The organism is bacterium (genome assembly GCA_024228115.1).
Taxonomy (GTDB): Bacteria; Myxococcota_A; UBA9160; order UBA9160; family UBA6930.
On record JAAETT010000424.1, the window covers coordinates 1 to 21,219 of the forward strand.

Annotated in this window: 22 protein-coding genes; 9 read left to right on the forward strand and 13 right to left on the reverse strand. The window is 64.9% G+C overall.

The features are described from left to right. Nucleotides 1-94 precede the first annotated feature (94 nt). Genes GY937_18090 through GY937_18100 form a run of 3 tightly spaced genes read right to left on the reverse strand, consistent with a single transcriptional unit; the run spans nucleotide 95 to nucleotide 3,002 of the window. On the reverse strand, nucleotides 95-913 hold the full coding sequence (locus tag GY937_18090; GenBank protein ID MCP5058615.1) for a hypothetical protein: 819 nt from the start codon (nucleotides 911-913) through the stop codon (nucleotides 95-97). Further along, a complete protein-coding gene (locus tag GY937_18095; GenBank protein MCP5058616.1) occupies nucleotides 910-2,418 on the reverse strand; it encodes an NAD(P)/FAD-dependent oxidoreductase in 1,509 nt (502 codons plus the stop codon). Before GY937_18095 ends, GY937_18090 begins: the two co-directional genes overlap by 4 nt. Continuing rightward, the gene (locus GY937_18100) at nucleotides 2,388-3,002 is read right to left on the reverse strand and encodes a PadR family transcriptional regulator (protein ID MCP5058617.1); all 615 of its coding nucleotides are present in this window, start codon (nucleotides 3,000-3,002) and stop codon (nucleotides 2,388-2,390) included. Before GY937_18100 ends, GY937_18095 begins: the two co-directional genes overlap by 31 nt. A gap of 164 nt (nucleotides 3,003-3,166) precedes the next feature. Between GY937_18100 and GY937_18105 the strand changes: the two genes are divergently transcribed. Further along, nucleotides 3,167-4,177: an SDR family NAD(P)-dependent oxidoreductase gene (locus GY937_18105; protein ID MCP5058618.1), complete on the forward strand. Its 1,011-nt coding sequence runs from the start codon at nucleotides 3,167-3,169 to the stop codon at nucleotides 4,175-4,177. Here the strand turns inward: GY937_18105 and GY937_18110 are convergent. The 7 genes from GY937_18110 to GY937_18140 form a co-directional block, all read right to left on the reverse strand. Further along, on the reverse strand, nucleotides 4,167-4,682 hold the full coding sequence (locus GY937_18110; GenBank protein MCP5058619.1) for a nitroreductase family deazaflavin-dependent oxidoreductase: 516 nt from the start codon (nucleotides 4,680-4,682) through the stop codon (nucleotides 4,167-4,169). The genes GY937_18105 and GY937_18110 overlap by 11 nt on opposite strands. A 3-nt stretch (nucleotides 4,683-4,685) precedes the next feature. Then, nucleotides 4,686-5,165 (reverse strand): DUF2269 family protein, encoded by a 480-nt coding sequence (locus tag GY937_18115; GenBank protein ID MCP5058620.1) that lies wholly within the window; start codon nucleotides 5,163-5,165, stop codon nucleotides 4,686-4,688. After that, complete coding sequence (locus tag GY937_18120; protein ID MCP5058621.1) at nucleotides 5,165-5,602, reverse strand: MarR family transcriptional regulator; 438 nt, start codon at nucleotides 5,600-5,602, stop codon at nucleotides 5,165-5,167. Before GY937_18120 ends, GY937_18115 begins: the two co-directional genes overlap by 1 nt. Nucleotides 5,603-5,681: 79 nt before the next feature. Continuing rightward, nucleotides 5,682-6,920 (reverse strand): MBL fold metallo-hydrolase, encoded by a 1,239-nt coding sequence (locus GY937_18125; GenBank protein ID MCP5058622.1) that lies wholly within the window; start codon nucleotides 6,918-6,920, stop codon nucleotides 5,682-5,684. Nucleotides 6,921-6,980: 60 nt separating this feature from the next. Further along, nucleotides 6,981-8,126, reverse strand: a complete 1,146-nt coding sequence (locus tag GY937_18130) for a hypothetical protein (protein MCP5058623.1) — start codon at nucleotides 8,124-8,126, stop codon at nucleotides 6,981-6,983. Nucleotides 8,127-8,198: 72 nt separating this feature from the next. Continuing rightward, nucleotides 8,199-8,852: a TVP38/TMEM64 family protein gene (locus GY937_18135; GenBank protein ID MCP5058624.1), complete on the reverse strand. Its 654-nt coding sequence runs from the start codon at nucleotides 8,850-8,852 to the stop codon at nucleotides 8,199-8,201. 27 nt (nucleotides 8,853-8,879) lie between these two features. Beyond that, entirely contained in the window at nucleotides 8,880-9,974 is a 1,095-nt protein-coding gene (locus GY937_18140; GenBank protein ID MCP5058625.1) for an alcohol dehydrogenase catalytic domain-containing protein, read from the reverse strand. Here GY937_18140 and GY937_18145 point away from each other — a divergent pair. The 8 genes from GY937_18145 to GY937_18180 all read left to right on the forward strand — a co-directional run bounded on the left by GY937_18145 (nucleotide 9,973) and on the right by GY937_18180 (nucleotide 18,190). Then, nucleotides 9,973-10,962, forward strand: a complete 990-nt coding sequence (locus GY937_18145) for a hypothetical protein (GenBank protein ID MCP5058626.1) — start codon at nucleotides 9,973-9,975, stop codon at nucleotides 10,960-10,962. The two genes, GY937_18140 and GY937_18145, sit on opposite strands and share 2 nt — an antisense overlap. Continuing rightward, nucleotides 10,959-12,179: a HupE/UreJ family protein gene (locus GY937_18150; GenBank protein MCP5058627.1), complete on the forward strand. Its 1,221-nt coding sequence runs from the start codon at nucleotides 10,959-10,961 to the stop codon at nucleotides 12,177-12,179. Before GY937_18145 ends, GY937_18150 begins: the two co-directional genes overlap by 4 nt. Nucleotides 12,180-12,188: 9 nt before the next feature. Continuing rightward, nucleotides 12,189-13,172, forward strand: a complete 984-nt coding sequence (locus GY937_18155; GenBank protein ID MCP5058628.1) for a Gfo/Idh/MocA family oxidoreductase — start codon at nucleotides 12,189-12,191, stop codon at nucleotides 13,170-13,172. A gap of 108 nt (nucleotides 13,173-13,280) precedes the next feature. Beyond that, a complete protein-coding gene (locus GY937_18160; protein MCP5058629.1) occupies nucleotides 13,281-14,336 on the forward strand; it encodes an efflux RND transporter periplasmic adaptor subunit in 1,056 nt (351 codons plus the stop codon). Beyond that, a complete protein-coding gene (locus tag GY937_18165; GenBank protein MCP5058630.1) occupies nucleotides 14,333-15,058 on the forward strand; it encodes an ABC transporter ATP-binding protein in 726 nt (241 codons plus the stop codon). The genes GY937_18160 and GY937_18165 overlap by 4 nt, the downstream gene beginning before the upstream one ends. Continuing rightward, entirely contained in the window at nucleotides 15,055-16,299 is a 1,245-nt protein-coding gene (locus GY937_18170; protein MCP5058631.1) for an ABC transporter permease, read from the forward strand. Before GY937_18165 ends, GY937_18170 begins: the two co-directional genes overlap by 4 nt. A gap of 3 nt (nucleotides 16,300-16,302) precedes the next feature. After that, nucleotides 16,303-17,535: an ABC transporter permease gene (locus GY937_18175; GenBank protein ID MCP5058632.1), complete on the forward strand. Its 1,233-nt coding sequence runs from the start codon at nucleotides 16,303-16,305 to the stop codon at nucleotides 17,533-17,535. 55 nt (nucleotides 17,536-17,590) lie between these two features. Continuing rightward, on the forward strand, nucleotides 17,591-18,190 hold the full coding sequence (locus GY937_18180) for a bifunctional (p)ppGpp synthetase/guanosine-3',5'-bis(diphosphate) 3'-pyrophosphohydrolase (protein MCP5058633.1): 600 nt from the start codon (nucleotides 17,591-17,593) through the stop codon (nucleotides 18,188-18,190). 70 nt (nucleotides 18,191-18,260) lie between these two features. On the opposite strand, the gene GY937_18185 is transcribed toward GY937_18180, so the two are convergent. Genes GY937_18185 through GY937_18195 form a run of 3 tightly spaced genes read right to left on the reverse strand, consistent with a single transcriptional unit; the run spans nucleotide 18,261 to nucleotide 21,198 of the window. Beyond that, nucleotides 18,261-19,046, reverse strand: coding sequence for a sugar ABC transporter ATP-binding protein (locus tag GY937_18185; protein ID MCP5058634.1), 786 nt, complete (start codon nucleotides 19,044-19,046; stop codon nucleotides 18,261-18,263). Beyond that, nucleotides 19,010-20,179, reverse strand: coding sequence for a sugar ABC transporter permease (locus GY937_18190; GenBank protein MCP5058635.1), 1,170 nt, complete (start codon nucleotides 20,177-20,179; stop codon nucleotides 19,010-19,012). Before GY937_18190 ends, GY937_18185 begins: the two co-directional genes overlap by 37 nt. Further along, nucleotides 20,176-21,198 carry a substrate-binding domain-containing protein gene (locus tag GY937_18195; protein MCP5058636.1) on the reverse strand — a complete coding sequence of 341 codons (1,023 nt, stop codon included), beginning with the start codon at nucleotides 21,196-21,198 and terminating at the stop codon, nucleotides 20,176-20,178. The genes GY937_18190 and GY937_18195 overlap by 4 nt, the downstream gene beginning before the upstream one ends. Between the last annotated feature and the right edge of the window lie 21 nt (nucleotides 21,199-21,219).

Consider the following 21,219-nt stretch of genomic DNA (forward strand, 5'->3'; position numbering starts at 1 on the left):
GTCAAGTCAATCCGATACCGCTTCTTCGACATACGGGCCCCATGAATCGGCCCGCGACACGGCGAGAACCGATTGGCTGCGGGGGACGCAGTGCTTAGCATGACAACACTTCCGCCTTTGGTCGATACAAGGGACTAGGGGTGTGGATCACGAGGTCCGAGGCGGGGGCCTCGCCTTCCGAGCTCTCGCAGGTGCCATCCCCCACGCGTAGCCAGTAGTCGCCGGTTTCTTCACCGCTCACATGGAACTGGATCGTTGCTCGCGCATCGCTCGCGGCCTTCGCGTCGAAGGTGAGCGGCATTCCGAGGATCGCGGTCTCGACGCTTTCGGGCGGATGGGGCCCGAAAATCCTGAGGTAGAGGGGCGGGAACCACAGCTGGGTCGGAAGTCCGACGACGAATATCAGCAGGTTCGGGTAGAGGATCGAGAAGCGGAAATCGTGGGGGGCCCACGCGACGAGGGCCGCTGCCGTCAGGAAGAGCAAGCCGAACCAGCAGGCGATGATGCGATTGATGATGACGAAGTCGCGTGTCTTCTGTTGCCAGGCCGGTGTTCCCCGGCGGGCAAAGAAGACCGTGAACGGTTCGCGACCGAGCATCACCGGAACCAGGGCTACAGCCGCCAGGGTGCAGAAGAGGATCGCGGGTGAGTAGTTTGCGAACAGGCTCCGCGCGCTTTCGGATCCTCCCAGCACGGACGCGGTACCCAGGGCGAACATCATCCATAGACCGAAGTCGAATTGCTTGAGCAGGCGGACGCGTCGGGCGAGCAGCATGTAGCCGGTCATGACAGCCAGCGCCAAGGGAAGGGCCACGCCGACACCGGCCTCCGGATCCGAGGCCTGGCCGAGTGTCACGAAGTAGACGATCACGGCGACGAAGCTGCCCACGTGGACGAAGAACGCCTCCATCACCGATCCTTGCTTCCTGCCGCTCTCCCCTCGATGTCTTCGAAGACGAGCCCCGCCGTGTGATGGCCCGAGATCATGGTGCCGGTGAAGCCCGCGCCGGGGAAGGTCCAGGCACCGGCCAGATACAGGCCCGGAACGCTCGTTCTCGGTTGGGGGCGGTGGATGCTGTGGCTGGTGGGGCTGAACGAATAGCCGTAGATCGAGCCGAGCGGGTTCAGCGAGTAGCGACTCATCGTGTGCGGAGTTCCCGTTTCGCAGATCTCGATGCGCTCGCGCACATCGGGAATGGCTTCGGCGAGTCGATCGATGAGGTATTCCTCGAGATCGCCCTTGCGCTCCCGGTACTCGGCTTCGTCGAGATCGGCCCAGAGGCGGCCGTCGGCCATCACGGTTGCGTGGACGATGGACCGACCCTCCGGTGCGTGGCCCGGGTCGGCGAGGTCGTGATTGCCCATCATCCAGCCCTGGGAACGGTAGTCGCCGCGTTCGAGCGCATCCCATTCGGCGTCCAGGTCGTAGGAATTGCTGTAGAACGCGCCGCGGTCGCTGAGACCGAGCTTCGCGGCGTCCCCGCGAATCCCCACGTAGGCTTGATGGATCGAGCACGCGAGCGGTAGCGCTTCGCCGATCTTCCGGTCTGCTTCGGCGAGCTCCGGGCGATCGAGGAGATGCTCGAAGGTCAGGGGAGCCGCCGCATTGCTGACGACGGCGGGGGCGCGGAAGCTACCGCGCTTCTTCGTGTCCACGCCGACGATGCGCCCGCCCTCCGTGACGATGCCAGTGACCTCGGTGTTGAGGAGGACCTTCCCGCGGTTCTCCTCGATGATGGAGACGAACGCATCGGAGAGCGCCTGGCCGCCTCCCTTGACGTAGAAGCAGCCACCGAAATGGAAGCTGCACCACATCATCGCGTAGCTGAAAGCCGAGAGCTGGGACGGGACCAGGCCGACGTAGCCCCAGAGCGTGGAAAAAATCGACATCAAGCGCTCGTCCTGGAAGTGCGCCTCGATCATTTCCTGGAGGGTCAGTCCCATCGAGGCCATCGCCGCCTCCGAGAGCCCGTCGGCGCCCCTGGCGTCGATCTTGCGCAGCGTCGCGAACAGATCGCGGAGGCCGCCGGCGTGTTCCGGATAGGATTCGCAGAGCAGGGCCTCGTAGGCATCGGCATCCGCCGGGATCTGATGGTCGTGGGCGGGCCCGCAGGTGCGGTAGGCAGTCTCGAAGCGGTTGAGCCCGATGCGTTCGAGCACTCCGAGATCGGTGAGCATGCGGTGGATATCGCGCCCTGGAGCGAGATTCCCGGTCTGGTGCAACGCGACATCGAAGTCGTAGACGATCTTCGTGCCCCGTACCTTGCGGAGGAAGTGGTGAGCGTAGCCTCCTGAGAACACATGCTGCTCCAGCACGAGCACGCGCAGCCCGGCCTTGGCCATTCGCGTTGCGGCGGTCAGTCCGCCGAGGCCGGATCCGACGACGATTACGTCCCAGTTCGTGTCGATTGCTGCCATGAGGGGTCTCCTTCTTCGCCGGCCTGGCTCCCGCCATCGGGGAGCTCATCCAGGACAGCCAATGTCTCATCGCACCACGCGATATGCGCGGCGCGGTCGCGCTCGCCGAACCGGAGCGTCAGCAGCCAGTAGGGCAGTTCCGCATTCCCCGAGCGGTCGCGGTGGAGGCGCTCCGTGATTTCCCGGTAACGCTCCAGGTCGCGCACCATCTGCTCGCGGTAGGCGAGAACCTGTCTTCGGTTCGTCGCCCGGTCGCAGTTCGCACCGAAGAAGAGCTTGAGGAGCAGTTCGATCCTGACAGGCGGCGGTGCGGTCGGCTCCTGTTGCCAGGTGGCCAGTGCCGCGCGCCCCTGGTCGTTGATCGAATAGATATGGCGCGGCCGCCCACCCTCACTGGCAGTGGCCTGCTTCTCGATCAGGCCATCCTCGCTGAGCTTCCGCAGGGCCGGGTAGAGCTGGCCGAAGCTCTCGCTCCAGAAGTTCTCGGTGCTCTCCTCGACCAGCTTCTTGATGTCGTAGCCGGACATGGGCCCGAGCGTGAGGAAGCCGAGGATCGCGAAATGGGTGCGGTTCGGTCCAGCCATGATCGGAATTTATCGTCTAGAAGATATAATGGCAAGATATATTTTCCAGATATATGGCTGCCAAGAGGAGTGAAGTGGACAGTCCCCGGTGAGCTCCTGCGGATGAAGGGCGTTGAAGGGCCGGCCTGATCGCCCGATCGCCGGGTGGAGGAATCGGAATGACCATGCGAGCTGCAGTCGTCTACGAACACGGTCCGCTGGAGAAGATCATCCTGGAGGAGGCCTACCCGAAGCCCACCGTCCCGGAGGGTTGGGTGCGCCTGCGCGTCAGAGCGTGTTCGCTCAACTACCACGACATCTTCAGCCGCCGTGGGATGGAGGGCATCAAGCTGGATCTGCCGCTGATCATCGGCTCCGACATCGCAGGTGAGATCGAAGCGTTGGGCGACGGGGTGCAGGGGTGGTCGGAGGGGGATCGCGTGCTGGTCGACCCCTTCCCGATTCTCGAGACGGCGGGCGGAATGATCGGTGAAGGTTTCGATGGGGGCCGAGCGGAGTACTGCGTGGCGCATGCTTCACAACTCGTTCCGATACCGCCTTCCGTATCCTTCGAGGTCGCCGCATCCATTCCCCTGGCCTACGCCACGGCCCATCGGATGATGGTCACCAGGGGACAGATCCAGGCCGGGGAGACAGCGCTCGTGCTGGGCGCATCTGGAGGTGTGGGTACTGCCTGTGTGCTCCTGGCGAAGAAGGCGGGTGCCAAGGTGATTGCCTGTGCAGGCAGCCAGGACAAGCTCGATAGGCTGGAGGAGCTGGGTGCCGATCACGGCATCAACTACGTCGATCAAGACATGCGCAAGGAGGTCTGGAGCATCGTCGACAAACCTCGCGTCTACGGCACCGGCGGGGTGGATCTGGTGATCAACAGCACCGGCGGCGGCACGTGGGTCGATTCCATCCGTTGCTTGAAGGTCGGCGGGCGCATGCTGACGTGCGGGGCTACCGCGGGTTTCGATGAGAAGGTGGACGTCCGCTACGTCTGGACCTTCGAACAGAATCTGATGGGATCCAACGGCTGGCGTCGCAGCGATATCACGACCTTGTTGGGCGACGCGGAGGATGGATCCCTGGTGCCCGTGATCGACAAGGTCATGCCCCTCGAAGAGGTTCGCGAGGCCGAGCGGCTGATCGAAGACCGGGAGGTGTTCGGCAAGATCGTCGTCACCCCGTGACCGGGGGCTGGCGGGAACCGGCGCCCCGCGGTTGAAGGCGGATCAAGGGAAGGACTCCCGCGAGGCTACGCAGGTCTTCATCGGTTCCGTCGTGCTCGTAGCCGATCAACTTCGCGACCATCTTGGCGGCCCGTGGGTTGCGCTGGCCGTAGTCCAGCATCTCACGTTCCGCCTCGTCCCGAGGAAGTCGCTCCGCCTGGATGTCGATCTTCTTCCAGCCGAGCTCGATCCGGGTCTCGGGCTGCGCCATCAGGTTGCGAAACCAATCGGCTCTTTCGCCGAAGCCCGATGCGATGATGCAGGTGTGGGTGGCCGGGTCGTGGCGCACGACCTCGAGCACGGCCTGGCGGGCGAGGCCACTACGTCTTCCGACGTGGTGCAGCAGTAGGAAGCGTCTGCCGAGCAGTCCGCCGAGGCCCATCCGATAGAGAACGATCGGGGCCCGGTAGAATCTGCGGGACCAACCCTGGGGCGGGCTCGCGTCGCGTAGCTTTCGGAGTGTCATTCTTCACCTGCCGATCAGGTTCATCCGTCCGACCATGGTTGCCAGCATGAGCAGAATGCCCAGCGTGGCGATTCCTCCAAGGGCGGACCAGCGCCGGCTCAGCCGCCAGTAGGCCTCGGGTAGTGCTGACTCTTCCCGTTCGGCGTCCTCGGCGAGCGCCAGGAGTTGGCCTTCCATTCGAATCGCCAGGCCCAACAAACCGGATAGCGCGACAAACAGCAGTAGCGCGCCCAGCAGCCAGCCGCGCATCCAGGAAAGGCCTGTGACGTAGGCCATCCCCAGCCCTGTCGCGAGCAGGATTGCGCTCGCAGGCAGCAGGAAGACGCGGTTCTGGCCAACGACCAGGTCGAGCGCCAGCGCGGCGGCACGTGGGTCGTGACGGCCGTCTGCCCGGGTCTTGGCATAACCATTGGATACCGAGACGCCCAGGTAGATGCAGGCCGCTACGAGGTGGAGCGTCTTGAGCACCAGGTAGAGCGACATCAGCCCTGTTCGTCCGGCTCGAGGGTTTCGACCAGGCGTCCCAACAACCGGTGTAGTTCTCGCCGCTCTGCCGCGGTCATGCTGTCGAGTGCTCTCGCGAGTCGCGCCTCCATTCCTGGGCGGAACGAGGCCATTCGTCGACGACCCCTCCCCGAGAGATGCAGGTGGCGCTCCCGACCGACCCGCATGCCTTCGATCCAGCCCTCGCTTTCGAGGCGCTTGGCCAGGGTATGCGCGTGCTGCCGACTCACACCCTGGAGCCGCGCCCAGGCTGCCTGGCTGAGCCCGCCCGGGAACTCTGCCAATACCGCCAATGCAACGGCCTGGGCCCGGCTCAGCCCGAGCGGTGCAACACGCTCCTCGACGATCTCACCGAGCAGGGCATGCGCGTATCCCACGCGATCCGTGATCGACCAGGCGAGAGGTCCAGGGTTCATCTCCTGATTGTCAACCAAATTGACGATTAGCGCAACGACCCGTTGCTTCGGTGTTGAGGGAAGGGTGTCCCCTGTTGCGCTAGTCCCGAGCGGCGGCGCGGTAGATGCCTTTGGCCATGAGGCTGGTTTCGGCTTTGGCGCGGGCTTTGAAGATGGTCGCGCGGACTGCTTGGGCGTTCTTGTCCTCGGGGGAGGCCTGGACGGCCCATTCAGCGAGGTGGCAGGCGAGGTCGAGGCGGTCTTCTCCGGCGAGGGATTCGGCGCGCATGGTCAATGCCTCCGTTCCGCCGACGAGATCGGCAATTTCCTTGGCCAGGTCCGTTTCTCGGGCCGGGTTCAGGTGGGCGGGGTTTCCGTCGTACCAACCGCCGTAGAGGCGCCACAAGTTGCGCACGATGAAGCGAGGATCGTCGTAGGTCGGTCGCAGATACGGCCGTTCGAGCAAGGCATCGGGGATGACGACCGAGTGCAGCACGTCATCGAGGCGTGCGCCTTCGTTCATCAGGGCGAGGGTCTGCGCGACGAGGGTTTCGAGCAGGCTGGCGCTCTCGTCCAATGCCTGGTGCACCCGTTCCTTTCCGAGAATCGGCGGGCCGTGGCCCGGTAGGAGTATTTCTGCTCCGAGGGCTTGCATCTTTCGCAAGGCGAGCGCCCATTCGCGAGGAAAGCGCTGGGCCTTCTGGGGATTCCCGCAATTGGGTGAGGCCCAGATGAACAGGTCGCCGGTGTAGATCGTGCGCTCGGAGGGAATCCAGATCCACAAATGATCATCGGTTTCGCCCTTGTCGTGGCGAAGCTCGAACGATGTATCCCCGACGACGATCGTGTGGTCGCCACCAATGGTCTCATCGGGTTGCCGATATTCCTTCGGGAAGACCGCTTCAGGGAATCCGAATTGACGCTGATTGATGACGGCGTTGTAGCCGTTGGTCAGCACGTAGCGTTCGAAGCGCGCGGGGCACGCATCGTGGGCGAGCACCCGGGTGCGCGGCTGTCCCTTCTGCTGTGCCTCGTCCTCGAACGGGCCCAGGCCAAATACATGATCGACATGCCCATGGGTGTAGACGGCAGTATGCACCCTTGCGTCGGTCCAGGCGCGGATCCCCTCGTGCAGCTGCCTCGCATGGAACAAGCTGCTGGTATCGAGGAAGACCAGGCCCTCGTCGGTGGCGAGAGCGGCCACATTCGAGAATGCCGACATGAAGCCAAGGCCTGGCGCCAGCTCCTCGAAGCCGACCAGGGCACGGCCCGGTGCGACTTGCGTGCCCTCGAGTTCTCCTCGCCATGCCCGCTCTGCGAGCTCCAGGATCTCACCCATACTTCGTGCCCTCCAGGCCGGCACGCTACCACACGCCAGCGTCGTGCCGGCTTGGCGAGTTCAGTTGGCCATCGAGCGGAACAGGGCAAACGCGCTGGTGTATCCGTGCAAGAATGTTCGGCTGCCGACCGGGCCGATTTCTCCGTTGCAGAAGAAGCCGCCGATCGGAAGTTCGCCGAGTGATTCCCGGAGCGCATCGGAATCGTGATCGGGCACCCCGTAGAGCCCCTGGCCCCGACCCAGACACGCGAAGAGCAGGGCGCCACCAGGCTTGGAGCCCAACTGCTGGTAGCGCTCGAGGTGGCCATCGAGATCGTTGTCTGCCGTGTGGGCGTCGCGCAGGTGGAATTGTACGACCTGCCGCGGTTCGATCTGCGCCGCGACATGCAGCGCGCCGGTTTCATCATCGGCACCGAGCAGGTTGCGGATCAGATAGTCGCCCTGGCCATATTGGTCTTCCGCAGGGCGCATGGCCAGGCCGAGGAACATCGACGACTGGAAGAGCGCACGTTCCCGGGCATCCTCGGCTCGTTCGAAGAGCTCGTTCAGTACTTCGATCGGAGGCACACCATCCACTTCGTGGATGACGTTGCCCTCGGCCCGGGTGACGAAGAGTGGGTGGCCGACCGGCCTGCAGCCCTGGGCGACGATCGTATCGACAGCGATGTTGCCGTGGATCGCCACACCGGTGAGGCCTGCGCGCATCGTCTCGTCGCCCAGGAAGAGCCGGCTGTCGCCGGGCTGTTGCGCGCCGCTTGCGAGCCCGCCGACTTTCGTTCGGCCAGGAAATCGTTCATCGAGCTGGGCCAGGAGCCCATCGAGTTCTGAGCTGAAAGGATCGCCGAGGAGCAGGAAGTCCGTTTCGCCCGGAACCGGGAGCTCCGGGAGGCGCCCCGCCGGAACGTGAAAAGGGTGAAGTTCCACCCCGGGCAGATGAGCGCCGGTGAGCGCGATACCCGGGCCTTCTTCGATTTCCCGCCCCGCACCGATCACGCTATGCGCAGAGCAACCAAAGAGGAGTGCATCCGGGAAGCCTCGTCGTACCTGCTCGGCAATGCCGAGTATCGAGTCGGCGTGATGCGCAGAAGCAAAAGCGACGATCAGCGAGGGCGTTGCACCGCGCATCTTTTCCGTCAACAGATCACAGGCCTCGCCGGCCGCACGATCTGCATCCGGGAACTGGGAGACCACGGAAGCCCAATGCATCCCGTTAGCGTAGCAGCGGAAGAGGGAGGACGTTCCCTGGCTTCTCGACTTGCGGGCGAGCATCTCGAAGAATCAAGGAACTTCCACGTTTCCGTTGCCTCGTCGCCAGAGGTATCCCAGGAGCAGGACCGCCGCGACCACGGCCGCCATTGCGCCAGCTCGCCAGTCGAACCCGTTCTCCCGCAGGTAGACGACCACCGCTTCCGTTCCGAAGACCAGCACCATCATGGGTGGCGCGAAGCCGATCGCGCTGCCCAGAACGAAGGGAACGAAGCGGATGTTCGAGATGCCGAGGGCCCAATGCGCGGGAGCCGCCAGGAAGAAGACGAGCCGCACGAGTACGACGGTCCGCAAGGGCCGCTCTTCCGCATGGCGCGTGAAGCGGCGCACGCGCGGCGGGAGGTGCTCCTGCACCCAATCACGCAGGAACCAACGCGCGGCGATGTAGGAAACGATGCCCGCGCCCACCGCCCCCGCCAGAGAGAGGCCCACCACCGTCCAGTAGGACCAGACGGTCGTCGCGGGGCCGATGAAGAGAATGCCTGGGACGCCCAGAGGCTCGATCAGCGAAAAGGCCGCTACGTAGAGGAGAGGGCCGAGTGCTCCCGAATCGGCCAACAATGCATGCATGCGTTCTGCATCGGCGAGGGCGCCGATCGCACCGCTCCACCAGAAGGCGAAGACGAACAATCCGAAGGCGGGAATGGCGAGCAGGCGGGGGTTCATGACGCGAAAATCAGCGAGGTTCGGCGGCTAGGGCTGAGGGTGGAGAGAGCAGTGGATGGCATCCTCGCCGGGTATTTCCCGAGCCAGCGTACGAATCGCCAGCTCCGCATCTTCCAGCGAGAACTCGTGGGTGTGCATTCTCTCGAGCGAATGCTGCCCGCCCTCGATCATGCGGATGCCACTTCGATAGGCCGAAGACGTGACGCCGATCGCGCCGTGAACGCGGATCTCCTTGATCACGATCTTGTCCGAGATGAAATCGGGAATCGCCTTGAATCCCTTGACGCCGGCCAGCACGACGGTGCCACCCATGCGTACCAGGTCGAGAGCCTCGGTCACCGGCGTGGTGGCGTAGGAAGTCACTTCCACCACGACGTCGACCCCACGGCCGTCGGTCAGCTCCCGCACGCGCTCACGCACGTCTTCATGTTCCACGTCGATCGTCGCGTCCGCTCCGAACGCACGGGCAAGCTCGAGCTTCTTGGCGTCGGCACTCAGGCCTGTGACGATGATCTTGTTCGCACCCGCCTGGCGTGCCGCCAGCACGCTGGCCAGGCCTCTCTGCCCGGGCCCCATCACGAGCACGTCGTCGCCGGGCTTCGTCTGCGGAATCTCGACCGCCCAGCGGAAGCCGGCACCCAGCGGGTTGAAGAGCACCGCGAGTTCTGGGGGCAACGCGGCGTCGATCTTGTGCACCACCGAGCCCGGGGCCAGCACCATGTGATGGGCGTAGGCCCCCCATAGGCCGTGTTGTTCGGCCAGCGGAATGTAGGAGTAGATCTTCCGTCGCTCGCATAGATGGCGGAGGCCGGCCAGGCAGCGCGTGCAATGCCCGCATGAGATCATGTTCTCGACCGCAACCCGATCGCCGACATCGACGCGCCACTGCTCCGCAGCCCGATCACCGATTGCCTCGATCACGCCCAGGGGCTCGTGCCCGGGGATGACCGGAGTGGGTGTCCGCAGTGCTCCCTCGAACTGCTCGTAGTCGCTGCCACAGATTCCACAGGCCTCGAGGCGTAGCAGCGCGGTGTCGTCCGTCAGGTCGGGGATCGGAAGGTCGCGCGCTTCGAGCTGACGGGGCGCGGTGAGGACCATTGCGAAGGTGGACGGAGGAGGCATGACCCCGCATTGTATCCCGATCTTCGTCCGGAAGCTTCGTGGGGAGCCCCCGTTTCGGCCCACACGCTGGGGCGGGCTCGGCTACGGTCACCGCCCCATGAGCACACAGCCCTTCTCGGAACGTCGGCCCGTCGTCCTGCTCGGCCTCGGGGCCGTTCTCGGTGTCGCCGTGGCTGCCTGGGGTTTGCTGTCGACGGATCCGACGGTTGGCGCCCTCCCGGGGGCCGCGATCGCTCGCGTGAACGGGACGCTCATTTCGAGCGAGGACTTCCAGAGCCTCGTTTCGGGCCTCGAGAGCGATACGCGTCAGGCCGTCTCGGACGAGATGCGCAAGCGCGTTCTGGATCGGATGATCGACGAAGAGCTTCTGGTTCAGCGCGGTATGGAACTCGGCCTGGTGGAGAGTGATCGGCGTGTACGAGCCAACATCACATCGGCCATGGTTCGAATGGTCGTCGTCGATGCGGAGGATCAACCGACCGAAGAGGATGAGCTGAGGGCATTCTATGCCGAGGAAGCGGGGTTCTTCACCCAACCGGGCCGCTTGCGGGTTCGTCAGGTCTTCATCCGCGTACGGCGGGGTGAGGACGATCAGGCAGGTCAGGCGCGGGCGGAGGCGGCACGCGCCGCCTGGGTCGGTGGCGAATCGCTCACCGAGGTTCGCAAGACACATGGGGATGTGGAGGTCTCACCGGTTCCTGATGCCCTTCTTCCGCCGGCGAAGCTTCGCGAGTACGTAGGGCCTACGGCACTGCGCACGGTCATGGACATGTCGAAGGGCGAGATCAGTCAACCGGTTCGGTCCGGCACTGGCTACCACGTCTTCCTGCTGTTGGATCGTGAAGAGGAACGCGTCCCGAGCTACGAAGAGATCTCCGAGTTGGTGCGCAAGGAGTGGGTGCGCCGCTCCGGGGATCGTGCCCTGCGCACCTACCTCGACGATCTCCGAGCGCGGGCCGATGTCGTACTGGGGGAAACGGCGCCTTGAGACCCGCGTTGATGCTCGCGATCTGGGCCGCGCTCATCGCGGCTGCCGCAGGCCCGGCCGGCGCTCATACCCGCAGCACGTCCTACTCCACCTGGGAGATTGACGGCGATGATGTCCGGGTGCGTTTCCGAATCCCCCAACTCGAACTCACGCGCCTGCCATGGGGCATCGTTTCTCCTCCCCATATCCCGGGCCCGCTCGCCCGCTACCTGCCCGATGCGCTTCACGTGGAGGTGGAAGGCGAAGCATGCACGTTGGCCGCGGGGCCTCGGGCCCTGGCTTCACCGCCGGAGAGGGCTCTGCTCGAATGGGAGTTGCTGTGTCCGGGGCCGGGTGCGCCGACCCTGACCACCAATCTGCTGCGCGAGGTGGCGCCCAATCATCTGCACTTCGCCCGTTTCAAGAGATCCGACGGGTCTGTCGTCGAGAGGGTTCTGACGAAGGCCCAGCGCAGCTGGCTCCTCCCCGTCGGGGATCCAGAGGATGTGACCGAGTCCACCGGAAGCGGAATTCTCGAATACGTGCGCGTTGGTGTGGAACACATCATCAGCGGCTACGACCACCTGGTTTTCCTGCTGGGGCTGCTGCTTCTCGCCAGGCGGGCCAGGGAAGTCATCACGATCGTGACCGGCTTCACGATCGCCCACAGTATCACCCTGGCCCTGGCGGCCCTTGGTCGGGTGCAGCCGGAAGTGGGCGCCGTGGAAGCGCTGATCGGATTGTCGATCGCCTTGATCGCGGCCGAGAACGGATGGCTTCTCTCCGGCAGGGGCAGGGCGCTTCCTACTGCAGTGGTGGGCGTGTTGCTCGCGATGGCCGCGGCTGCGGCCTTCGGCGTAGGCGCCATTCCGCTCCAGACCCTTCTTGGCCTGGCCTTGTTCAGTGCCTGTTACTTCGCCCTGCTCGAGCGGCTCGATGCGCCCATGGGCCTTCGAGCCGCCATCGCCTTCTGTTTCGGCCTGGTCCACGGATTCGGCTTCGCCGGCGTGCTGATGGACATCTCTCTCCCCCAGGGTCGACTGCTTCCGGCGCTGCTGGGCTTCAACCTGGGGGTGGAACTCGGCCAGCTGGCCATCATTGCCGCGATCTGGCCCATCCTTCGGGCCGTCACCCACATTCGCGAGGGACACTTCCACCGTGTCGTGGTCGAGGTCGGCACAGCGGCCGTCTGTGGCTTGGGGATCTTCTGGATGGTGGAACGCGCGTACGGGGCGTAGGATGGGGGCATGGCGGATCCCCTCCGCATCGGAATTCTGGGTGCTGCGGCGATTGCCCCGTCCGCGCTGATCAGGCCGGCCCGGGATGTGCCCGAGGCTCTCGCTTTCGCCGTGGCAGCTCGCGAGCCAGGGCGTGCCCGCGCCTTCGCGAACAAGCACGGCCTGCCGAGGGTGCACGAGAGCTACGACTCGCTGATCGACGATCCCGACGTGGACGCCGTCTACAACCCGCTCCCCAATAGTCTGCACGCCGAATGGACGATCCGCGCGCTCGAAGCCGGCAAGGCGGTCCTGTGCGAGAAGCCCATGGCGTCGAATGCCGATGAGGCGCAGCGCATGGTCGACGCCGCCGAAAAGACGGGCCGACCGTTGATGGAGGCCTTTCACTGGCGCTACCACCCGCTCGCGGAGCGGATGCGCCAGGTGATCTTGAGCGGACGTCTGGGGCGGGCCCACCACTTCGAGATGGACATGTGCCTGCCGATTCCCAGGCCTCGCGACATCCGCTTCAACCTGGCGCTGAGCGGTGGATCGACCATGGACATGGGTTGCTATTGCATCTCCATCCTTCGGTTCCTGGCCGATTCCGAGCCCGAGGTAGTCTCCGCCCACGCGAAGCTCATGGGTGCAGGCGTCGATCGCTACATGCACGCGGAGCTGCTCTTTCCGGGTGATCGCACGGCTGCGTTCACGGCCTCTCTGTTGGCGTTCACGCCGCCGCGGTTGCGGGCACGGGTGATCGGCACCCAGGGCGAGATGCACGTGACCAACCCTGTTGCACCCCATTGGTTCCATCGTCTGACGATCCGCAACGAGGCGGGTGTGACCCGTGAGACCGAACCGGGGCGCACGAGTTACACCCATCAGCTCGAAGCGTTCGTCCGCCTGGTGCGAGATCGCCTCCCGGTACCGACCCATGCTCGCGATGCGGTGCTCAACATGAGTGTGATCGACGCGGTCTACACCGCGGCTGGGCTCGGTCGTCGCGGCTGAAAACCACCACCTGGCGCCATATCCCGTCAGTGCAGTAGGGCGGCGGCGTTGTGCATCCGAGGATCGTTCGTGTAGGATCGAAACTCGCGCCTGCTCGAGGAGCCGCACTTGATCGTTCGGCCTCGCAACGCTCTCTGGAATGCCCCTATCTGCAGCCTGGCTTGCGTCACGGCGATGGTCTGGCTCGGCTGCGGAACGCCGGAGGCACCCGATGCGCCTCTCGCCAAGGTGGCGCGGGGCTCGATCGAGAGGGTGGTCGTCGCGACGGGAACCGTAGAGCCCGCCGTCGAGGTCGAGGTCCGGCCGCGGATTGCCGGTATCATCGAGGGGATTCCCGTCAAGGCAGGGGAACTCGTCGAAGCTGGCCAGGTATTGGTGGAGATCGAGAAGGAGTTGCTGAGAGCCCAGGTGAGAGAGGCCAGCGCCGCCTTGCAGGCAACGAACGTAGAAACCCGATACGCAGAAATCGGTTTGCACCGGGCGGAGAAGTTGGAGCAGACCGGGGCGGCATCGGCCGAGAAGCTCGACGATGCACGATCTCGCTTCGAGACGGCCCAGGCGAGTCGCGCCCGGGCCCAGGCAAGGCTCGATACGCTCTCCACCCAGCTTGGCTATGCGAGCGTAGTGGCCCCGATGGCGGGGCGCGTTCTCGAAGTTCACGAGGAGGAGGGCAGCGCGGTCTCCCCGGTCACGGCCGTCACTGGCGGAACCCTGCTCGTGACACTCGCCGGCACGGAAGCGTTGCATCTCGAGGGCCTGGTGGACGAGAACGAAGTTGCGCGCGTCGTGGTGGGCCAGGTCGCCCGGATACGGACCGAAGCATTCGGAGATCGGATCTTCGAGGGTCGCGTGAGCGAGATCGCGCCGATGGGGGAGCGAATCCAGAACGTGACCTACTTCGAAGTCGAGGTTTCGATCACCGATTTGGACGCGAAGATGCTTCGCCCTCGTATGTCGGGGGATGGTGAGATCGTTGCTGACACGATCGAGGCTGCCCTCTGGGTTCCAGAAACGGCGCTGCGCTACGAAGGTGCCGACATCTACGTCGAGGTCCAGAACGGGGAGGGCTTCGACCGTCGGAGCGTCACGATCGGCATCGTCGATCGCGATCGGGTCCAGATCCTGGGCGGGGTCGAGGAAGGGGAAGAGGTCCGGCTCCAATGAACGCCAACCCGTCCGTAGGGCTTCCGACGGAAGGTACGGCGCTGGAACTGGTCGACGTGCACAAGTCCTACCGGACGGGTCAGGCCGAGGAAGTCCAGGCGTTGCGAGGGGTCGACCTCTGCATCCGGCGCAGCGAGATGGTTGCCGTCATGGGCCCTTCTGGCTCCGGCAAGACGACGCTGATGGAGATCCTGGGATGTCTCTCGCAGCCGACGTCTGGCTCCTATCGGCTCTTCGATTGCGACGTCGACGGAATGGATCCCGACGGTCTGGCTCGCCTGCGGGGTCGGGAGATCGGATTCATCTTCCAGAGTTTCCATCTGCTGCCTCGGCTCGACCTGGCCGAGAACGTCGAGTTGCCGCTCTTCTACCAGCGCGTGCCACGGGCCGAGCGTCGGAAACGGGCGTTGCGCGTCCTCGAGCGCGTCGGACTCGATCATCGAGCCAGCCACAGGCCTGGCGAGATCAGCGGCGGAGAGCGCCAACGGGCGGCGATTGCGCGCGCCCTGGTGAACGAACCCTCTCTCGTATTGGCAGACGAGCCAACGGGGAACCTCGATACGGATCGCGGCCAGGAGATCCTGGCCATGCTCGAGAGCGTACACGCAGGTGGGGCGACGGTGGTGATCGTTACCCATGATCCCAGCATCGGGGGCCGTGCACCACGACGAGTGTTGATTCGGGATGGTCTCCTGGTCGGGGACGAACGGCAGGCTTCGTGAACGGGTCCCTGGAGACACTGCGCCAGGCCTGGCGCTTGCTCGTTGCTCACAAGCTCCGATCGGCGCTCACGTTGTTTGGCGTCGTGTGGGGGACCGCCTCGGTGATCTTTCTGGTCGGCTGGGGGGAGGGGGTCTCCAAGATGTTGGAGGACGGCTTCTCCCGGGCCGGAAAGGATATGGGCCACGTGTGGGCGGGGCGTGTCTCGGAAGATTTCAGCCCGGCCGTCGATCGCCGTATCCTCTGGTTCACGACGGACGATCTCGAAGTGGTGCGGCGTCGCGCACGGTTGCCAGAGCTCATTGCCGGAGAAGCCCGCCGCTACACGGCTGCAGCATTTCGCCAGAGGGGTCGGAATGCCGAAGTCCGGGGTGTCGAGCCCGAGGGCATGGTCATTCGTGGTGCCGTGTTGGCCGGGGGGCGGCCGATCCGACCGAGCGATCTGGAGCATCGACGCCGCGTCGCGATCCTCGGCCACGATATGCGTCGGGATCTACTTGGGGCCGAGGGGCGTATCGGAAATTGGGTTCGTCTCGGGGGGACGCCGTTTCGAATCATCGGAGTGCTCGAGCGCGTCGGAACCCAGTTGAGCCGCGATGGCGCACCCATCGACGACCAGATCTGGATTCCCCTCACGACCCATCTGGTGCACTTCGCCAATCCCGTCCTGAATGAGCCGATCCTCAACACCTTGATCTTCCAGCTGCGCGGTCGGAAGCTCCTCGATCCCACGCGACATGAGATTCGCGCGATCCTGGCCGAGCAATTGCGTGTTTCACCTACCGACACGGAGGCCATCTCGATCTGGAGCGCGGTCGAGTTGCTGAATCGGATGCCGGCCAACCGCCAACGCGGATTGATGATCCTGGTGGCCGGGGCCACCCTGATGATCTCCGGCATCGGGATCATGAGCATGATGCTCGATTCCGTTCGCGAACGGCGCCCAGAGATCGGCGTGTGTCTGGCGGTTGGCGCCACACGTCGCGCGATCCTGGTCGAGTTCTTCCTCGAGACCTTCGCAGTCGTCGCCATCGGGGGCCTCCTGGGCGTGGCTCTTGGAAGTCTCCTCACTCTGGCGATGGCCAGCATCGACGTACCGGATCTGGTGCCCGTTCCCATCTACTCATGGAGCGCGGTCGTGGCATCTCTCGTCGTGATGGGCACCGTGGGAGTGCTCGCCGGCCTCGTGCCGGCCTGGCGAGCGTCTCGTATCGACCCGGCTGAGACGCTTCGGGCGGAGTGAGAAATGGGTGACCTCCTCTACGAGACCTGGCGAAGCGTGCGCGCCCACGTCTTCCGCTTCGTTCTCACCTCTGCGGGCATCGCCTGGGGCGCGTTCATGCTGACCTTTCTTTCAGCCCAGATGGCCGACACCGATGTGCAGATCCGTCGCGAACTCGAGGAACTAGGCGAAAAGACCGTCTACATGGGTGCCGGCGTGGTCCTGAAGAATCGCGTGGGCGAACGATCGTCTCGCTCCGTCGAGTTGGAGCAGGATGATCTCCGGCGGGTGGCCTCGGTGGCCGCGGTCGAGCGTGCGACCCCGAATATCGAAATCTGGGGCCAGATCGTGCGAGCGGCCGGTCGGACCAAGGTGCTGAACGTGGTCGGCGTCAACGAGAAGGCCGCCAGCGTTCGCAACATCCAGGCGGAGCGGGGAAGGTTCGTCTCTGCGCTGGACGTCGAGCGCTCCGCACGCGTCGCTTTTCTTGGCCCGGAAGCGGCGTCGCGCCTGTTCGGTCATGCCGCACCCATCGGCCGGGTCGTACAGATCGGGTCCGTGGGGTTTCGGATCATCGGAATCGCGCGGGCGAAAGGAGAGCAGCTCATCAATACCGGCGATCGGGACAATTTGATGGTCTTCGTCCCCTACACCGCGGCTCAGCGCTGGCTGACACGCGGCGAGGCCATCAACGAGATGATCTTCTCGCCGGTCGTGCGTGAGCACGGCGAAGCGACGATCGAGAGTGTGAGGCAGGTGCTGGCACCCCATCATGGCTTCGACCCGAGCAGCGATACGGCGCTCTGGTTCGGAAACATGTGGGAGACGTTGAAGGTGTTGTTCGCGATGATGATGGCGATGCGCGTGTTCTTGTACGGCGCCGGGCTCGTGACCCTCATGGTCGGGGCCGTTGGCGTGATGAACATCATGTTCGTCGTGGTGGGCGAGCGGACTCACGAGATCGGTTTGCGCAAGGCAGTTGGCGCCCGGAGCAAGGATGTCTTTCGGCAGTTCCTGGCGGAGGCTGTGGTGGTCTCCACCGTGGCATCGATCGTTGGCGGAACCGCTGGCATCGGCATGGTGCAAGTCGTCATGGCAGTTCAGCGCGCCCAGGGGAAGTTCGCCGGTGACGTCGTGATCGACCCGCTCACGATCGGGGTTCTCCTCTTTGCCCTGGCCGGAGTCGCCGTCATCGCCGGGGTGTTGCCGGCTCGAAGCGCTGCGCGTGTTCCGCCTTCGGAAGCGCTGCGCGCATGAGTTCGCGGTCGGATACCTTCCAGGCAGCCCACGCCTACTAGCACCCGAGGAGCCAATGGAACGCCGCGAATACGAGCTTCTCGGGAGGGCGTTTGCGTTTGCCTCCGAGGCCCACGCCGACCAGACGCGCAAAGGCAATGACATCCCGTACGTGAGTCACCTGCTCCAGGTCTCGGGTCTCGTCCTGAGCCACGGCGGCACCCCCGATCTAGCCGCAGTCGGCCTCCTTCACGATACCGTCGAGGATTGCGCCGGAGTCAGCATCTCCAGCCTCGAGGAGAGTTTCGGCCCGTCGATCGCCGGCCGGGTTGCAAGCCTCACCGACCTTCTGCTGGGCGATGAACCCGATCAGAAGGGTCGCTGGCTCGATCGAAAACACCACTATCTCGCCAAGCTGAAGAATGCCGACGCAGGAACTCGTCTGGTCGCCGCTTGTGACAAGCTGGACAACCTGCGTTCCGTCATCGCCGACATCGAGGAGCATGGCGTCGAGACACTCGATCGATTTACCGGCAGCCCAGCTCAGACCCGGTGGTACTACGAGGAAGTCCGAGACGCCGTCGCTTCGGATCTACCGACGCCGCTCCTCCGCGAGATCGATAGACTCCTCGCAGCCTTGAAGCGATCCGTTCCGGTAGCAACCGCCGAAGCCTAGCCAACAGAAAGTCAACAAGCGGGGACGGGGTTTACAATTGACTTTTGAAGGGGCGAAGCCCCGTCAAAAGTCAATTGTAAACCCCGTCCCCGCTTGTTGACTTCCCGAGCATCCAGAGGATGACGTCTTCTCGGGTTGTTTCCTGGCAGGTTGCGGTGGCTACGAGTTGGCCGCCTCTCAGGACGGCGAGCATGTCCGCGAGTTCGAGCAAGCCGTGTAGATCGTGGCTTACCACGACGATGGCCAGGCCTTCATCTCGAAGGCGTCGGATCACCTGGTGAACCATGCTCGTCTCCGCCGTTCCCAGGCTCGCGGTGGGTTCGTCCAGGATGAGTACGCGCGCCCGGAAGCGAAGGGCTCGCGCGATGGCGATGGCCTGGCGTTCGCCCCCGGAAAGAGCGCGGACGGGTGTGCGGAAGGCATCGAACGCCGGGTTCACTCGGCCCAGGACCTCGCGTGCTTCGGCCTCCATGCGAGGCTCGTCCAGCAGGCCATGGCGGGTGGGCTCACGGCCCAGGAAGAGATTCGCAGCAGCATCCAGGTTGTCGGCGAGGGCGAGATCCTGGTACACGGTTTCGATACCGAAGGCGCGCGCGTCACGCGGGCTCTTGATCAGGATCGGAGCACCGTCGATGCGGATCTCTCCCTCGTCGAGAGGGTCGGCTCCGGAGAGGGTGCGCATCAGCGTCGACTTTCCCGCGCCGTTGTGGCCGACGAGGCCGAGCACCTCACCGGCGTTCAGCTCCAGATCCACATCTTCGACGGCACGTACGCCTCCGAAGTGTTTGCCTACACCGCGCATTTCGACGAGCGGAGTGCTCACGCAGTCTCCCTTCGGAAGTGGCCGTCGATCCATACGGCAAGGATCAGCACCAGGCCTATGGCGATCTGTCTCGCGGCGCTGGAGGCGCCGATCAGGACGAGGCCATTTTCGAGGCTCTGCATCAGCAACGCGCCGAGTAGTGCACCGACTACGCTTCCACTTCCGCCGCGCAGGGACGCTCCGCCGATCACTGCTGCCGCGATCACACTCAGCTCGGCGAGTGTACCCATCGAACTCGTCCCGGCCTCGAGGCGCGCCACCGTCACGCTGCCGGCCAGAGCAGCCAGGAGGCCGAGCAAGGCGAACAAGCCGAGGGTGACGCGTCGGGTATCGATGCCTGCACGCTCGGCGGCTGTCGGGCTTCCGCCCATGGCAAAGACCCAGCGGCCGAAGCGGGTGGCATGGGCCAGCAAGCCCACCGCCAGGGAGACGACGGCGAGAATCACGACCGGGTAGGGCACGCCCCGCGTCGGTCCGCCCTCGCGCAAGGGGGTCGTGAAAACGAATACAGCGCCGAGGGCCAGTGCGCAGATGGCCGCGCCGCCGAGCCAACGCGTTCTGGATCCACCTCGTCGAAGGCGTACGGCTGCGAACGCGAGAGTACCTCCGGCGACAATCGCCCAGCCTAGCCACGCGGGCAGGGTGCCGCCGGGTCCACCCCCCATGCGCGAGAAACCCTCCGCCAGTGGCGCTACCGTCCGGCCATCGGTCACCAGGAAGGCGGCGCCGCGAAACACGAGCAGGCCAGCAAGGGTGACGACGAAGGAGGGCACACCGCGGTAGGCCACCCACCAGCCCTGCCAGGTTCCAATCGTCACGCCGAGGGCCAGGCCCGCGGCCAACGCGATGGGTCCGCTCCAGACGGCTTCGCGCGGCCAGACATCGGCCTGAAGCACGGCCACGACCATCCCCGTGGCACCGAGTACGGAGCCCACCGAGAGATCGATCTGCCGCGCGGCGATGGCCAGCACCATCCCCGTGGCCATCAGCCCGACGACACACGTCTGCACGGCCAGATTGGTGAGGTTGCGCGGAGTGAGGAAGGCGCCGTCCGAGGCCAGATGAAAACCGAGCCACAACGCGGCCAACGCCACCAGCAGGCCCACCCGACGCCAGGACTCTCCAGTCACGGCTTCGAGTTCGTCGACAAGCGGCCGGTGGATCATCGACAAGCGGCCGGCGGATCTTCGGCGCCTGGGCAGACGTCCTCTCTCGAGACCCAGCCCGCATCGAATACGATTTCCAGGTTCGCCCGCGTGATCGGAATCGGAGCGAGCAGGATCGAGGGGACCACGCGCCCGCGCGGTCCGTCCCGATAGGGAGTGGTTCCCGCAACGGCTTCGGGGCTTGCGCCTCGCCCCATCTCCAGGGCGACCCGCGCGGCAAGGCTGCCGAGTGCACGAGCATCTTTCCAGACACTCACGGTCTGGTCGCCCCGAGCCACCCGATGCAAGGCGGCGCGATCTCCGTCCTGGCCCGAGACGGGGATCCCATTCATTCCCTGGGCACGAAGAGCCGCAACGACGCCGCCTGCCATTCCATCATTTGAACAAACCACGGCGTCTACCCGGTTGTCGTTGGCGGTGAGAATCTGTTCCATCACGCGCTGGGCGAGTTCGGGCAACCAATCGTCGATGGCCTGTTCTCCTACGTTGACGATCCGGCCCGCCTCGAGCGCCGGGCCAAGCACATCGAGTTGCCCCTGATGGACGAAGGCCGCGTTGGGATCCTGGGAAGAACCCTTGATGAATACGTACCGGCCCTCGGGCTTCGCTTTCTGGATCTCACGAGCCTGTAGCCGACCGACTTCGCGGTTGTCGAACGAGACGTAGACGACATCTTCCCGCTCGATCAACCGGTCGTAGGCGATGATGGGGACACCTTCGGCGCGGGCCTTTCGCACGGCAGGAAGGATGGCGTCCTGATCGTGAGCGACGAGGATGAGCACACTGGCGCCACGGGCCAGCAGGCTCTCGACATCCGCGAGCTGTTTCTCTGCGCGGCTCTGCGCATCGGCCGAGAGATAGCGAGCGCCGGCCGCCTCGAGGGCCGCACGCAGAGCGGCTTCGTCGGTCTTCCAACGCTCTTCCTGGAAATTCGACCAGCTCACGCCCACCACGAGTTCTTCCGCTGTGGCAGCAGCGGCCAGTAGGAGGAATGCGATGGCGATGACGAGCCGGGCCATGTCCTAGCGTTCCGACGGGAG

What these genes read in the sequence shown, in the direction of transcription:
- GY937_18095 (MCP5058616.1), bottom strand. Translation starts at nt 2,418, where the DNA reads ATGGCAGCAATCGACACGAACTGGGACGTAATCGTCGTCGGATCCGGC.
- GY937_18100 (MCP5058617.1), bottom strand. Translation starts at nt 3,002, where the DNA reads ATGGCTGGACCGAACCGCACCCATTTCGCGATCCTCGGCTTCCTCACG.
- GY937_18105 (MCP5058618.1), top strand. Translation starts at nt 3,167, where the DNA reads ATGCGAGCTGCAGTCGTCTACGAACACGGTCCGCTGGAGAAGATCATC.
- GY937_18110 (MCP5058619.1), bottom strand. Translation starts at nt 4,682, where the DNA reads ATGACACTCCGAAAGCTACGCGACGCGAGCCCGCCCCAGGGTTGGTCC.
- GY937_18115 (MCP5058620.1), bottom strand. Translation starts at nt 5,165, where the DNA reads ATGTCGCTCTACCTGGTGCTCAAGACGCTCCACCTCGTAGCGGCCTGC.
- GY937_18120 (MCP5058621.1), bottom strand. Translation starts at nt 5,602, where the DNA reads ATGAACCCTGGACCTCTCGCCTGGTCGATCACGGATCGCGTGGGATAC.
- GY937_18125 (MCP5058622.1), bottom strand. Translation starts at nt 6,920, where the DNA reads ATGGGTGAGATCCTGGAGCTCGCAGAGCGGGCATGGCGAGGAGAACTC.
- GY937_18130 (MCP5058623.1), bottom strand. Translation starts at nt 8,126, where the DNA reads ATGCATTGGGCTTCCGTGGTCTCCCAGTTCCCGGATGCAGATCGTGCG.
- GY937_18135 (MCP5058624.1), bottom strand. Translation starts at nt 8,852, where the DNA reads ATGAACCCCCGCCTGCTCGCCATTCCCGCCTTCGGATTGTTCGTCTTC.
- GY937_18145 (MCP5058626.1), top strand. Translation starts at nt 9,973, where the DNA reads ATGACCCCGCATTGTATCCCGATCTTCGTCCGGAAGCTTCGTGGGGAG.
- GY937_18140 (MCP5058625.1), bottom strand. Translation starts at nt 9,974, where the DNA reads ATGCCTCCTCCGTCCACCTTCGCAATGGTCCTCACCGCGCCCCGTCAG.
- GY937_18155 (MCP5058628.1), top strand. Translation starts at nt 12,189, where the DNA reads ATGGCGGATCCCCTCCGCATCGGAATTCTGGGTGCTGCGGCGATTGCC.
- GY937_18165 (MCP5058630.1), top strand. Translation starts at nt 14,333, where the DNA reads ATGAACGCCAACCCGTCCGTAGGGCTTCCGACGGAAGGTACGGCGCTG.
- GY937_18175 (MCP5058632.1), top strand. Translation starts at nt 16,303, where the DNA reads ATGGGTGACCTCCTCTACGAGACCTGGCGAAGCGTGCGCGCCCACGTC.
- GY937_18180 (MCP5058633.1), top strand. Translation starts at nt 17,591, where the DNA reads ATGGAACGCCGCGAATACGAGCTTCTCGGGAGGGCGTTTGCGTTTGCC.
- GY937_18185 (MCP5058634.1), bottom strand. Translation starts at nt 19,046, where the DNA reads ATGGATCGACGGCCACTTCCGAAGGGAGACTGCGTGAGCACTCCGCTC.
- GY937_18190 (MCP5058635.1), bottom strand. Translation starts at nt 20,179, where the DNA reads ATGATCCACCGGCCGCTTGTCGACGAACTCGAAGCCGTGACTGGAGAG.
- GY937_18195 (MCP5058636.1), bottom strand. Translation starts at nt 21,198, where the DNA reads ATGGCCCGGCTCGTCATCGCCATCGCATTCCTCCTACTGGCCGCTGCT.